Genomic DNA, 13,359 nt, shown 5'->3' with positions numbered 1-13,359 from the left:
AGAGTACTGCGGGGCCAGCCCGTGGGAGGCCAGGGCGCCGCTGACCGGTGGACGGCACCGAGCCGTCATCGAGAATCGAGAAGGGGGAGGCCTCGCGGCCTCCCCCTTTTTCGTTTGGGCGTTGTAAACCTAAAGCCCCTACGGCTTAATTGTCTTTTCTATTTGAAGAAAATAAAACGAATGACCAGCGCGATTGCCGCGATGGCAATGATCAAGAGCGCGATTTGGAGCCGGTGCTGTTTGCGTCGTCTGTTAGACGATATAAATATCGATTTTCCTTGCTTCGGCGTCTCTAAATAGCGGGCAGAATGCGTTAGGGTCTGCTTAGGGCGAGGCTCTCTTCGTTGTTGCTTAGCGGGTGTTTGGGCCTGCTCCTGGTTGCATGCGCTGTTTTTGGATAAGGGGGCATCTTTGAGATACGCCGATTCGCTCGGTGCGACGCCCATATGTTTGCGACCTGATTGAGATTCTTCAAGGGTTTGATAACGATTGCGAGTTACATATTCAGGCTCTGTGTCGTCAATAGGCTCTTGGGAAATATGGGGACGATGGTAGCGTATGGTCTGCGGATAGGTTGATTTATCGTTCTGCATCTGATCATACGAATTGTCGGAGGCTTGATCGTCCATGATGCCCTTAGGTTGTCATTAATATTGTGTATACGCTCATTGTAAGCCCCAGCTTTGTTTAGCTAGGGCACATTTGGTATTTAAGGCACGGTTCAAAGAAGCTTGACCTCATTAGACCTTAGTCACATAGACTTAGATATGTTTATAGATAGAGACTCAAAAAACTTTATATCAAAATGTATATATAAGAAATGGATGGGCATATATTAAAGCGTCAAAAGAAGTCCCTGCCACCTAGAAGATGGCTCGGCAGTCCCTTAAAGGAGTGGTAGTCATGGCAAGCATGGTTCCTTATCGTTCGGTTTTTGGTGTTCGTCCCTCTGCTAGCTCGTTGTTCGATCTGTTTGATGATATGACCGATCTGGCAAACAACTCGATCGCCTCCAAGGCGTTTCCCGTTGATGTTGAGGACAAGGGCGACGGTTACGAGGTTAAGGCCTATTTGACCGGCGTTGCAAAGGACGACATCGACGTTGAGCTCAATGAGGGTCGTCTTTCCATTAGCGTGAATGTTGAGGAGAGCGAAGAGAACAAGGACAAGAACTACCTGCAGAAGGAGTTTTGCTCTTACAGTGCGACGCGCGGTGTGTACCTGAAGGATGCTTCGAGCGAGGGCCTTTCTGCAAAGTATGCTGACGGCATCCTTACCGTTACGGTTCCTAAGATTGTCGAAAAGAAGAACGTTACGAAGATTTTCATCGACTAACGTTATCGGCCATTAACATCGGTGCCTGAGCTAAGGGGGCTGGGAAGCGATTCCCGGCCCCCTTTTCTATTTGAGACAGCCTACTGAATATTTGAGACAGCCTACTGAATGGTCATGGGCCGATATTGCCCGGCGGGACGTATTGTGAGTTTATGTGGCCCCTCAATGCGGGTGGCGGTGCTACCAAGCTCGTTGTCGAGTGTCGCCCCAAGTGAGCTTGCGTAGCTTTTGACGGTAAGGCTTGGGCGATTGTTGTCTTGGCTAATGTGCATCGCGATAAGCTGCTCGGTGCGATCGGTTACCAGCGCGCGTGCGGCATCGGCGGCCTGATCGTTGGAGAGATGCCCTTTTGCAGACAGGATGCGTTCCTGAAGAAAGCGAGGATAGTCTCCTTGACGCAGCATGGCTACATCGTGGTTGCTTTCAAGCGCGAGAATGCGACAGTCCTTGAGCGTATCGATGGCATGCTTCGACAACTCGCCGGTGTCGGTGGCAAAGCCAACCGAATCACCCTGGGCATCAAAACGGTAGCCGACAGGATTGACGACGTCGTGCGATGTCGAATACGTTTGAATGTGGACCCCGGCAATAGAGAGGGCGTCACCTGGGTCGAATTCCTCAACAGACAGATGTGCAAGGCTTTCCTTTGATGCGAGCGTGCCCCTGCTGGAAAAGACCGGTCCGTTCCAATGTTTACACCACACCTCAAGCCCCTTAATGTGGTCGCTGTGCTCATGGGTGACAACAAGGGCGGACACGTCGTCTGCCGAAAGGCCGAGCTCAGCCATGCGTTTGAGTGTTTCGCGGCGGGACAGTCCGTCATCGACCATAATGAGCCCCTGCGGGCCCTCGATGAGTGCGCAGTTGCCTTTAGAGCCGCTGCCGAGGATATGAAGGTGCAGGCGAGACATAAGATTCCAAAGGATACAATGAGTGCTGACGAATAGAGGAGGAAGCGAATGCCAACGGTATCACAGCATTACGGACACCATGCCGTACCCGGGGCAGTCGATGAGACCCGGACGAGGCAGCAGGCTGCTCCTGTGGTGCTCATGGTATCAGGCGGTGCGGACTCGACGGCACTGCTTCTTATGGCGTGCACATCAAAGCTGGATATCCAAGATGGACGCGGCGTTGCCCCCATTGCTCGCGAGCGCCTACATGTGCTTCATGTAAACCATCACCTGCGAGGCAAGGCGTCCGACGGCGACGAGGCCTTTGTGCGCGAGCTCTGCGCACAGTATGGCTTGCCGCTGTGCGTGGAGCACGCCTATTTTGATGGGGAGTCGGGCAATATCGAGGCGGCTGCGCGCGAGGTGCGTTATGCCGCGGCGCGAAGGTATGTTCGCGAGCTTTGTGCCAAGATGGGGGCGCCGAGAACGGCGGCGCGCATCTGCACTGCCCATACCTCTTCAGACCGCGCGGAAACATTTTTGATGAACGCCATTAAGGGGTCGGGCCCTGCGGGGCTCTCGAGCATTCCCCGCCGAAGGAATATTGTGGTACGCCCCTTGCTCGACCTAACTCATGGCGAGCTTGTGGGCTATCTGCAGGTGCATGGTCAGCCGTGGCGCGAGGACGAGACCAACGAAGATATCTCGTATCTGCGAAACTACGTTCGCCACCGGGTAATGCCAGTGCTGGCGCAGCGTAATGCGAGCGTGTGCAAGACGATTGGTGCCGCCTGTGAGATCTTGGGTGATGAGGATGCGTTTCTATCCCAGTTGTCGGCACAGGCGTTTCGAAGCTGCCTGCGCAAAGAGGCAGCGGGCGCGCTGGTGCTTGATGCCAGACGCCTTGCTGCGGCCGAGGTGGTAATCGCGCGGCGCATCGTGCGACTGGCGATTAAACGCATCGATCCGGACGCTCGCCCAGAGATGCGCCATGTGGAGCGAGTCCTCTCCTGTGTTGCCGAGGGTGCGGGTTCGGTTACGCTTCCGGCGGGGATTGACGCACGTGTCGAGTTTGGCATGCTGGCGTTTAAGGCGCCGGCGGCTCGTGAGGGCTTGGTTGCGGACTGGATTACCATACCCGGCCGTATGTCGTTGGGCGGGGGACGTATGCTGGTCACAGAAGCGATAGCCGTTGAGCCGGGATGCGATATCGTGCGCCGCGCCCGTGAGTTTGCGGCTGCTGGGGAAGTGACAGCTTTGGTGGACGCGGCTGCCCTGGGTTTTGCCAACAGCGATAGCGAGCGGATCTTGGCGGGCTCGCGCGGCGAGATTCCTGCCGAGGGGCGATTGGCGCGCCTGTGGGTGGACGGTCCCGCACCGGGAGACGTGATGTGCCCGTTAGGCATGAGTGGCCGAAGCAAGAAGGTATCCGACTTGTTGTGCGAGGCTCGTATTCCCGTTTCCGAGCGCACCGGGGTGCCCGTGGTAAGGACGGCACCGGGGGGTGTCGTGGTGTGGGTCGCCGGAGTTCGCGCGGACGAACGCTTTAAGTGCACGGCGGCGACGCGTGTGGCCTATCTGCTTCGCGTGGTTGACGCGGATTAGCCCCTCGCACCAGTTTTTCTGTGCGGCGTTGACGGTATTCCCGCGCTGATGGTGCACGGGCTGGAAAATATACCCCGTGCGCTGCTAGAATGTGTAGTTCGCGTCCATACGGCGGTGTGTGGGCGATTAAGCACAAGAAAGGGTTGTCATGGCTTCTCAACATCCGGATATCGAGAAGGTTCTGTTTACGCAGGAGGATATCGACGGTATCGTCTCTCGCCTGGGCGAGGAGATTACGCGCGACTACGCGGGTAAGGATCTGGTGCTGATTGCGGTCTTGCGCGGCGCCGTGGTCTTTATGGGCGACCTGATGCGCAAGATCGAGCTGCCGACCAATATCGATTTCATGGCCGTTTCGAGCTATGGCGACGGTGTGAAGTCCTCGGGCATCGTGCGTATCATCAAAGACCTTGATATCGATATCCGCGGTCGTGACGTGCTGATCGTTGAAGACATTCTGGACTCGGGCCTGACGCTCAAGTATCTGATGAAGAACCTTGAGAGCCGCAAGCCCGCTTCTCTGGAGGTCGCCGCCTTCCTGTGGAAGGACGTTGAGGACCGCATCTCGGCCATTACGCCCAAGTATGTTGGAACCCATTGCCCCGATGCCTTTGTGGTGGGCTACGGCCTCGACTATGCCGAGCGCTATCGTAACCTTCCGTATCTGGGCATTTTGAAACCGGAGGTTTATTCGTAAGATGCCCGACGACCGTAACGACTACAATTCCCAGACACCCCGGGACCCTAAGATTCCGGGGATGCCCGGAGGCAAGAAACCCACACGTACGGGCTGGCTGTATTTTCTTTTGGCTTGCGCACTTCTGGGCTATGCCTTCTTTAATATGGGCTCCGGCTTTGCCAGCTCCAGCAATACCGTTAAGCTCGCGACGAGCGAGATGGTGAGCGCCATCAAGCAGGATCGCGTCGAAGATCTGACCTATACGGTTCAGGACGGAAGCGTGACGGGTCATTACTGGAAGGCGAAAAAGGACAAGGGCGACACGAGTGAGCTCAAGAGCTTTTCCTCGAGCTATGTCGGCTCCGATTCGCTTGCCGAGCTCATGGCGGAGCATCCCGACACTAAGTACATCGTCAACACCAACGACCCCGATTTTTGGGGCGACTTGGCGATGAGCGTACTGCCGACGATTGCCCTGATCGCCATCATGTTCTACTTTATGCGCCAGATGATGGGCGCCAATAATAGGAACATGCAGTTTGGCAAGACCAACGCCAAGACCAACGAGGCTACGCGTCCCAAGGTCAAGTTCGAAGACGTTGCCGGCGTGGACGAGGCTGTTGAGGAGCTCGAAGAGATTCGCGATTTCTTGAGCGATCCGGACCGTTATCGCAAGCTGGGTGCCAAGATCCCGCGCGGCGTTTTGCTGGTGGGCCCTCCGGGTACCGGTAAGACGTTACTGGCCAAGGCCGTTGCCGGAGAGGCCGGTGTCCCGTTCTTTAGCATCTCGGGCTCTGACTTTGTCGAGATGTTCGTGGGCGTCGGCGCCAGCCGCGTGCGCGACCTCTTTAAGGAGGCCAAGTCTCAGGCTCCGTCGATCATCTTCATTGACGAGATCGATGCCGTGGGACGTCAGCGCGGAGCCGGTCTGGGCGGCGGTCACGACGAGCGCGAGCAGACGCTCAACCAGCTGCTGGTCGAAATGGACGGTTTTGAGGAAAGCGAATCGGTCATCCTGATCGCCGCGACCAACCGCCCCGATATTCTGGATCCGGCATTGCTGCGCCCCGGTCGTTTTGACCGCCAGGTTACGGTCGACCGCCCGGATGTGAAGGGGCGCGAGCAGATCTTGCGCGTGCATGCCGAGAACAAGCCAATGGATGAGGACGTTAAGTTTGAGAAGCTCGCCCAGATGACCGTTGGCTTTACCGGTGCCGACCTGGCAAACCTGCTCAACGAGTCCGCGCTGCTTGCCGCTCGCCGTCATCGCTCCGTGATCTCGATGGACGAGGTCGAAGAATCGATGGAGCGCGTGATTGCAGGACCGCAGCGCAAGGGGCGCGTGATGACCGAAGCCGAGCGCACCACGATTGCCTACCACGAGAGCGGTCATGCTCTGGTGGGTCACATCCTGGAGCACTCCGATCCGGTTCACAAGATTTCGATTGTCAGCCGCGGTCAGGCTCTGGGCTATACGCTGCAGCTTCCGCAGGAGGATCACTTCCTCAAGACCAAGAACGAGATGCTCGACGAGCTTGCCGTGTTCTTGGGCGGTCGCGTTGCCGAGGAGCTCATGTGCGATGACATTACATCGGGCGCGAGCAACGATCTGGAGCGCGCGACCAAGATGGCGCGCGAGATGGTTACGCGTTTGGGCATGAGCGAGGAGCTGGGCACGCAAGTGTTTGGCGAGGCGCAGCATCAGGTGTTCCTTGGTCGCGATTATGCCGATCACCAGGATTACTCCGAGGAGACGGCGCGCCGCATCGATATCGAGGTTCAGCGCATCATGCGTGAGGCCCATCGCCGTGCTGTTGAGATTTTGGATGCCCGTCGCGATCAGCTCGATCTGATGGCGAAGGTGCTGCTTGAGCGCGAGACCGTCGAAGGCGACGCCGTGAACGCCCTGCTCGACAACGACTGGGATGCCTACCTTGAGCGCGAGGGCGACATTCTGGCAGCCAAGGAGGAGCGCAACGCCAAGGCGGGCGGCGTGCCGACCAAAAAGCGCACGCCTCGTATGAGCGAGGAGGAGCTGGCGGCTGATGCCGCAGCTTTTGCGCAGGCGGCCATGCAGGAGGATGCCGAAGTCGCATCCGATAGCGCTGACGATGTCGAGGCTGCTGACACAAAAAAGGCCGATGGCGACACCGAGGCCGACGAGTAATCTTTGTCGTGAGAGCCTCCGCGGGGAAACCTGCGGAGGCTTTTTTGAGCGATATGGGGCCATCTGTTGATTGGGGACAGACTTAAATGAGCGTTTTCACGCATTTAAGCCTGTCCCCAATTAACATTGCTGCGGTACTTTGCTTGACTAAAGCGTACAATACCGCCTATGCGAAAGGGGAACAGATGATCAACGAAACCATGTTTGCTCGCGGCGCGGAAAGCTCTATCATCCGCGAGATCTTTAGCTATGGACTTGAACGCAAGGCACAGATCGGTGCGGAGAACGTATTCGATTTTTCGCTGGGCAACCCGAGTGTTCCGGCGCCCGCTGCCGTGGCGGAGTCCATCAAAAAGGCCTTGGAGCTGCCGAGCGACCAACTGCACGGATACACGCCCGCACCAGGCCTGCCGCAATGTCGTGTCGCTGTGGCCGAGTCGCTCAACCGTCGTTTTGGCACGAGCTATGAGGGTAAAGATGTCTTTATGACCGTGGGTGCGGCGGCTTCGCTCACCTGCACGCTCAACGCTGTTACCAATCCCGGTGACGAGGTCATTGTTATCGCCCCGTACTTTCCGGAGTATCGCGTGTGGATTGAGAAGGCCGGCTGTACGTGTGTCGAGGCACCCGCCGATGAAGACACGTTCCAGCTGAGCGTGGGCAACGTGCTCAAGGCGATTACTGATAAGACGGCGGCCGTCATTATCGACTCGCCCAACAACCCGACCGGTGCCGTATATACGCGCGACACGCTGACGCGACTGGCCAATGTTCTGCGCGAGGTCAATGCCAAGCGTGATCCCGAGAATCCGATTATGCTCATCTCGGATGAGCCGTACCGCGAGATCGTGTACGGTGCCGAGGTGCCCTGGGTACCCTCAATCTACGAGAACACCGTCGTGTGCTATTCGTATTCCAAGTCGCTGTCGCTGCCGGGTGAGCGTGTGGGTTGGATTTTGGTTCCCAACACCAATCCGCAGGCTGCTCGCCTTATGCCGGCCGTCGCCGGTGCCGCCCGTACACTGGGTTTTGTGTGCGCACCGGCGCTCTTCCAGCGCGTGATTATCGACTGCATCGATGAGCCGAGTGATGTCGAAGCCTATGCTCGCAACCGAACGGCGCTCACCGACGCATTGGCGGAGTACGGCTACACCTACGTTGAGCCGGACGGCGCTTTCTATCTGTGGGTGAAGGCGCTCGAGCCCGACGCAAACGCTTTTTGCGAGCGTGCAAAGAAGTACGAGTTGCTCGCGGTGCCTTCGGATAGCTTTGGCATGTCGGGTTGGTTCCGCTTGGGTTATTGCGTGAGTTACGAAACGATTATCAATTCGCTACCCGCTTGGAAACAGTTGGCGGACGAGTATCGTTAAAAGCAGAGCGCTCTGCCTACAATGTTTTACGTGAAACGGGGTTTGGTGTTAAACCGGACCCCGTTGTCATGGACGTTGTGTCTTTGGGATGGAGCGGTTTTACGACTATCGAAGGCTATGCGTACAATGAATATACGCGACGGCCATACCAGATAAGGAGACCTGATGCCCTACCTGCTTTCCTGTGACATTCATACCCATACGATGTTCTCTGCGCATGCATATTCGACCATTGAGGAGAATGTGTACTGGGCGGCAGAGCGTGGCCTGCAGGTGCTTGGATCTGCCGACCATCTGAGCTCTATGGTTACGGCTTGCCCCAATGACCTGCGCAGTTACCAGTTCTTTATCAACCAGGATATATGGCCGCGCATTTGGAGCGGCGTGTTGGTGCTGCGTGGCGCCGAGGCCGATATCGTTTCGCTGGACGGAAGCCTGTTTGGTGAGGACACTCCTGTCACGCTCGATATTGCCGGCGATTCGTACAGCCGTCAGCATTCGCTGTTCGATCGGGTTACGCGTAATTTGGATTATTTGGTTGCAAGCGTGCATAATCCGCAGTTCGCTGAAGGCGCGACGCTGGCCCAGACGACCGAGATGTATATCAATGCTCTGGAGCACCCCAAGGTGTTTATGCTGGGGCATACGGGTCGATCGGGCGTGCCGTTCGATATCGACGAGGTGTTGCTTGCTGCTAAGGCTAAGCATAAGATCATCGAGATCAACAATCACAGTCTTGAGCATGGCGCGGATGCCGAGCATTGGGACGTGTGCCGCAAGATTGCCGAGCGGTGCGCCGAGCTGGGCGTGGGAATTGGCGTCTCGACCGATGCGCACATTGGTATGGCAATTGGTAAGCTCGACCAAGCGCGCAAGATGCTCGACGAGATTCACTTTCCGCTGGATTTGATCGTGACGCGCGATCGCGAGACGCTACTGCGCGAGATGGCGGCAGCCGGCGTGTGTGACCTGCGCAAGAGGATGTAGCGGAGTTCATAAACCAAGTAAGGGGGCGGTCCAGACGGGTCGCCCCCTTCTTGTACCGGTGGATTAGCGGCGCTCGAGGACCGCTACAGTTTCGGTGTGGTCGGTATGGGGGAACATGTCGACGGGCGTGATCTTGAGCAGGCGATAACCACCGTCGAGGAGCTGGTGCAGGTCACGCTCTTGGGTCACGGGATTGCAGCTGATATAGGTGATGCGGCGAGGTCTAAGCGCGCAGGCGGCTTCGAGGAACTCGGGGGTAGAGCCGGCACGCGGCGGATCGATGGAAAGGACGTCGATGCGCTCGTTGTTGTCGGCGGCATCTAGGATGTAGTCGGTGGCATCGTCGGCCATAAACCAGGCGCTGCGGGTAAGACCGTTGAGCTCGGCGTTGCGGCGTGCGTCGGCAATGCCCGCCGGGTTGCGCTCCACGCCAAGTAACATGATACCGATGCCCTTGTTCTGAGCTTCTTTAGCTGCGCAAAGACCGATGGTGCCGCTGCCGCAGTAGGCATCCATGAGAACATCGCCCTGGTGCAGATCCATACCGTCGATAGCGAGCTGGTAGAGCAGCTCGGTCTGCTGCGGGTTGGTCTGGTAGAACGCGGTGGGGGAGATATCGAACTCGCAGCCGAGTAGCTGATCGCGCATGCATTCAGCGCCATACACGATGTGGGTTTCCTCACCCAGGATGGCGTTGCCAGGGCGTCCGTTGATGTTTTGGGCGACGGTGACGATACGCGGATCGAGTGCGGCGATGGCCTCAAAGAATTCCTGCGCATGCGGCAGGTCGCGCTGGGCGGTAACGAGGGTGATCATGATCTGGTCGGTGCGCCAGCCGCAGCGAACGACGGCATAGCGAAGCAGGCCCAGATGCTTGTCCTCGTTAAAGGCGGGAATGTGCAGGCGCTCGGCCTCACGCGCAATGCCGTTAAGAATCTGACGGGCTCCCGGTGCCTCGACGGGGCATTCGGGAACAGCGACGATTCTGTGCGTGCCGCGCTCAAAAAAGCCGCAGCGGACAGCGCCCCCTTTGCCGGGGGCAAAGGGAGTGGCGGCCTTATGGCGAAAACCACGCGGCGCAGGATATTTGCCCGGGTCGCCCAGAGTAACGTCCATACCGCGAATGGGATCGACGGTTATGCCCTCACGCTCGCAAAGAGCAGCAAAAAGTTCATCCATAGCAGCCTGCTTGGCCGCCAGCTGCTTCTTATAAGGCCTGTTGAGCGCCGTGCATCCACCGCAAGCTTTCATGATGGAACAGGGCGACTTGGGATCAACGGCCTTATGAGCGGACCGGGACGACTCATTATGCGAGCGCTTGGAACGAGCTTGAGGCGCCTTATCCTCGCCCCGACGAAAGCTGGGGCGCTTGGCCTTAGCCTTGCCCTTGGCCAACTTACCCTTCGTGTCCTGAGACGACTTGGATTTCTTAGAAGATTTTTTCTCTTCCGACCCCTCAGCCGCCTCGATCAAAGCACGACGAGCCTTACGCTCCGCACGAGATTCTGCCATCAATAACTCCACTAATTCATGAATTAAAGCTGCAAGTATTGTACCGTGCCAAGCCAGCAGACGATATGCAAGCGGTTTAATCGTGTCAGTGATAAGCCCAACGACGGTTGCCCGCCGCGTGAGGGGTGTGGGGGTTAAGTTTATCGCGAGTTCCGCACGAACAGGAGAGCACTTAATGTGCTCTCCGTCGTGAGCAGGACTGTAGAGCAAGAAACTTAACCCCACACCCCTCACGCGGCGGGCAAACTCGCCTTGTGCTCTATCACGCTAAAGTGTATGATTCTGAACGTTACATGACTCACTTTACTTAGCTAAAGTGCCATCAAGGGGGAATACCATGAATACCGATATGTCTCGTCGTCAGTTTGTTGGTCTAGCCGGCTCGCTCGCCACGGTGCTTGGCCTTGGTCTTGTCGGCTGCGGCGGTGGTGCCGACAAGGGTTCCACTGCCGGCTCTGCCGCGGCAAAGGACGCCAAGGGCGTTGTGGAGTCTAAGAAGCTCGTGGTGGGCTTTGACAAGTCCTATCCTCCGTATGGCTTTGTGGGCGACGATGGCGAGTACACCGGCTTTGATCTCGATTTGGCCAAGGCAGTTGCCGATAAGCAGGGCTGGGAGGTCAAGTACGAGGCCATCGACTGGGACGCCAAGGATACGCTGCTCAACTCGGGCGCCATCAACTGCATCTGGAACGGCTTTACCATGGAGGGCCGCGAGGACGACTACACGTTCTCCGAGCCGTACATGCTCAATGAGCAGGTGCTGGTGGTCAAGAAGGATGCGGGCATCAAGAGTTGGGACGACCTTGCCGGCAAGACCGTGATTACCCAGACCGATTCTGCCGCACAGGATGTGCTAGAGGGTGACCAGAAGGATCTGGCGGCGACGTTTGCCACGCTCGATACCATCGGCGAGTACAACACGGCTTTTATGCAGCTCGAGAGCGGCGCGGTCGATGCGGTGGCTTGCGACCTTTCGATCGCCCAGTATCAGCTTGCCGCCAAGCCCGATGCCTATACGCAACTTGACAAGCCGCTGTCCAGCGAGCACTACGCCGTTGGCTTTAAAAAGGGCGACACCAAGTCGGCCGACGCCGTGACCGAGTCGCTCAAGGCGCTCTATGAGGACGGTACAGTCAAGGACCTGTGCGACAAGTATGCGAGCTATGGCCTGTCCTTCGATAACTGGGTTTTGAAATAGCCACAGCACCCAACCTTGCGGCTCCAACCCTCCTCGCGTACCAAAGTACGCTTCGTCGGGCTTGTCGCTCGCAATCTTGGGCACTGTGCCTATTTCAATTAACACCTGCTGTTCTGTTGCTGTGAAAGAGAGCTTGGGTTGTCTATTCAGGTCATGATGCAGATGCTTGGCCAGGGTTTCTTGGTCAGTTTGCAGTTGTTTGTGCTCACGCTGTTGGGCTCGATTCCCTTGGGAATTCCCGTGGCGTTTATGCGTATGAGCAAAATCGCGCCGCTGCGTTGGATTGCGCGCATCTACATTTCGGTCATGCGCGGTACGCCGCTCATGCTGCAGATGTTTGCCATCTACTTTGCTCCGTATTACGTCTTTGGTATTTCGCTCACGCCCGATTCCAAGTGGACAGCGTGCGTTGTGGCATTCATCATCAACTATGCCGGCTACTTTGCCGAGATCTATCGCTCGGGTTTGCAGTCTATCCCGCGTGGTCAATATGAGGCCGCCGAGGTGCTGGGTTACTCACGCCTGCAGACGTTTTTGTACATTGTGATGCCGCAGGTCGCCAAGCGCATTTTGCCGGCGATGGGCAACGAGATCATCACACTGGTCAAGGACACATCGCTGGCGTTTGCCATCGGCGTGGGGGAGATGTTCTCGACGGCCAAGGCACTGGTTGCCTCTCAAGTGAGCATGGTGCCGTTTGCGATTGCGGCACTGATCTACTGGGTCTTTAACTTTGTGGTCGAGATGCTGCTGGGCGCCGCCGAAAAGCGACTTGACTACTACCACGACTAGCCTGTTCCGTCGTGCTTTTCAAACACATGGAGGTTCCCGTGTCCGGAACGGTAATGAATATAACGAGCGCGCGCAAGGCGTTTGGTGGCAATGAGGTGCTCAAGGATATCTCGCTCGAGGTAAAGCGCGGCGAGGTCGTGGCGATTATCGGACCTTCGGGCGGCGGTAAGTCAACGCTGTTGCGCTGCGCCACGCTGCTCGAGACGCTTGACGGCGGCTCGCTTTCGTTTGGTGATCTAGCCGTTGCGACGGATGCGGGATCGGGCACGGTGTATGCGAAAGGCGATGTGCCCAAGCAGGCGCGCTCGCGCTTTGGCCTGGTGTTTCAGAACTACAATTTGTTCCCGCACTATACCGTGATGAAAAACATTACCGACGCTCCGATCCGCGTGCTCAAGCGCCCGCGCGAGCAGGTCGAAGCACGTGCGCGTGAGTTGATCGCGCAGATGGGGCTTACGGGCAACGAGAACAAGGTGCCATGCGAGCTTTCGGGCGGTCAGCAGCAACGTGTGAGTATTGCGCGCGCCTTGGCGCTCGATCCAGAGATCTTGTTCTTCGATGAGCCGACCTCGGCACTCGATCCCGAGCTAACGGCCGAGGTGCTGCGCGTCATTAAAGACCTTGCCGCGCAGAATATGACGATGGTGATCGTGACCCATGCGATGCAGTTTGCGCGCGATGTTGCCGATCGCGTGGTCTTTATGGACGGCGGTCGCATTGTCGAGGAGGGTCCTGCCGAGCAGGTTATCGGCCATCCGCGCGAACGGCGAACGCGCGAGTTCCTGAGCCGTATCGAGGGCTAGGCTCAAGTAGACATTGAG

At 57.4% G+C, this 13,359-nt stretch carries 12 protein-coding genes; 9 read left to right on the top strand and 3 right to left on the bottom strand.

Annotated elements, in window-relative coordinates; translation table 11 throughout:
- Window positions 1-158: 158 nt before the first annotated feature.
- A complete protein-coding gene (locus ACTM86_RS07345) occupies window positions 159-629 on the bottom strand; it encodes a hypothetical protein (protein WP_441016571.1) in 471 nt (156 codons plus the stop codon).
- 274 nt (window positions 630-903) lie between these two features.
- On the opposite strand from ACTM86_RS07345, the gene ACTM86_RS07340 reads away from it, so the two are divergent.
- Window positions 904-1,335, top strand: coding sequence for an Hsp20 family protein (locus tag ACTM86_RS07340; protein WP_427728790.1), 432 nt, complete (start codon window positions 904-906; stop codon window positions 1,333-1,335).
- Between the two features lie 101 nt (window positions 1,336-1,436).
- Here ACTM86_RS07340 and ACTM86_RS07335 read toward each other — a convergent pair whose 3' ends face one another.
- The gene (locus ACTM86_RS07335) at window positions 1,437-2,246 is read right to left on the bottom strand and encodes an MBL fold metallo-hydrolase (RefSeq protein WP_441016574.1); all 810 of its coding nucleotides are present in this window, start codon (window positions 2,244-2,246) and stop codon (window positions 1,437-1,439) included.
- 48 nt (window positions 2,247-2,294) lie between these two features.
- On the opposite strand from ACTM86_RS07335, the gene tilS reads away from it, so the two are divergent.
- The 5 genes from tilS to ACTM86_RS07310 all read left to right on the top strand — a co-directional run bounded on the left by tilS (window position 2,295) and on the right by ACTM86_RS07310 (window position 9,036).
- Window positions 2,295-3,833 carry a tRNA lysidine(34) synthetase TilS gene (gene tilS, locus ACTM86_RS07330; protein WP_441016577.1) on the top strand — a complete coding sequence of 513 codons (1,539 nt, stop codon included), beginning with the start codon at window positions 2,295-2,297 and terminating at the stop codon, window positions 3,831-3,833.
- 148 nt (window positions 3,834-3,981) lie between these two features.
- Window positions 3,982-4,530, top strand: coding sequence for a hypoxanthine phosphoribosyltransferase (gene hpt, locus ACTM86_RS07325; protein ID WP_154517754.1), 549 nt, complete (start codon window positions 3,982-3,984; stop codon window positions 4,528-4,530).
- 1 nt (window position 4,531) lies between these two features.
- Window positions 4,532-6,679, top strand: coding sequence for an ATP-dependent zinc metalloprotease FtsH (gene ftsH, locus ACTM86_RS07320; protein ID WP_441016580.1), 2,148 nt, complete (start codon window positions 4,532-4,534; stop codon window positions 6,677-6,679).
- Between the two features lie 185 nt (window positions 6,680-6,864).
- On the top strand, window positions 6,865-8,049 hold the full coding sequence (locus ACTM86_RS07315) for a pyridoxal phosphate-dependent aminotransferase (protein WP_441016583.1): 1,185 nt from the start codon (window positions 6,865-6,867) through the stop codon (window positions 8,047-8,049).
- 165 nt (window positions 8,050-8,214) lie between these two features.
- Window positions 8,215-9,036, top strand: coding sequence for a phosphatase (locus tag ACTM86_RS07310; protein ID WP_154517764.1), 822 nt, complete (start codon window positions 8,215-8,217; stop codon window positions 9,034-9,036).
- A 63-nt stretch (window positions 9,037-9,099) separates the two neighbouring features.
- On the opposite strand, the gene rlmD is transcribed toward ACTM86_RS07310, so the two are convergent.
- Window positions 9,100-10,548, bottom strand: coding sequence for a 23S rRNA (uracil(1939)-C(5))-methyltransferase RlmD (gene rlmD / locus ACTM86_RS07305; RefSeq protein ID WP_441016585.1), 1,449 nt, complete (start codon window positions 10,546-10,548; stop codon window positions 9,100-9,102).
- Window positions 10,549-10,885: 337 nt separating this feature from the next.
- Here rlmD and ACTM86_RS07300 point away from each other — a divergent pair, with 337 nt between their 5' ends.
- The 3 genes from ACTM86_RS07300 (at window position 10,886) to ACTM86_RS07290 (ending at window position 13,341) form a co-directional block, all read left to right on the top strand.
- Window positions 10,886-11,746: a transporter substrate-binding domain-containing protein gene (locus ACTM86_RS07300; protein WP_427719754.1), complete on the top strand. Its 861-nt coding sequence runs from the start codon at window positions 10,886-10,888 to the stop codon at window positions 11,744-11,746.
- Window positions 11,747-11,884: 138 nt separating this feature from the next.
- Complete coding sequence (locus tag ACTM86_RS07295; RefSeq protein ID WP_233502679.1) at window positions 11,885-12,538, top strand: amino acid ABC transporter permease; 654 nt, start codon at window positions 11,885-11,887, stop codon at window positions 12,536-12,538.
- Between the two features lie 38 nt (window positions 12,539-12,576).
- Complete coding sequence (locus ACTM86_RS07290; protein WP_427719752.1) at window positions 12,577-13,341, top strand: amino acid ABC transporter ATP-binding protein; 765 nt, start codon at window positions 12,577-12,579, stop codon at window positions 13,339-13,341.
- Window positions 13,342-13,359 lie beyond the last annotated feature (18 nt).

The sequence above is a fragment of the Collinsella sp. HCP3S3_E11 genome (genome assembly GCF_052067375.1).
GTDB lineage: Bacteria > Actinomycetota > Coriobacteriia > Coriobacteriales > Coriobacteriaceae > Collinsella.
This window is presented reverse-complemented; position numbering and strand designations above follow the sequence as displayed.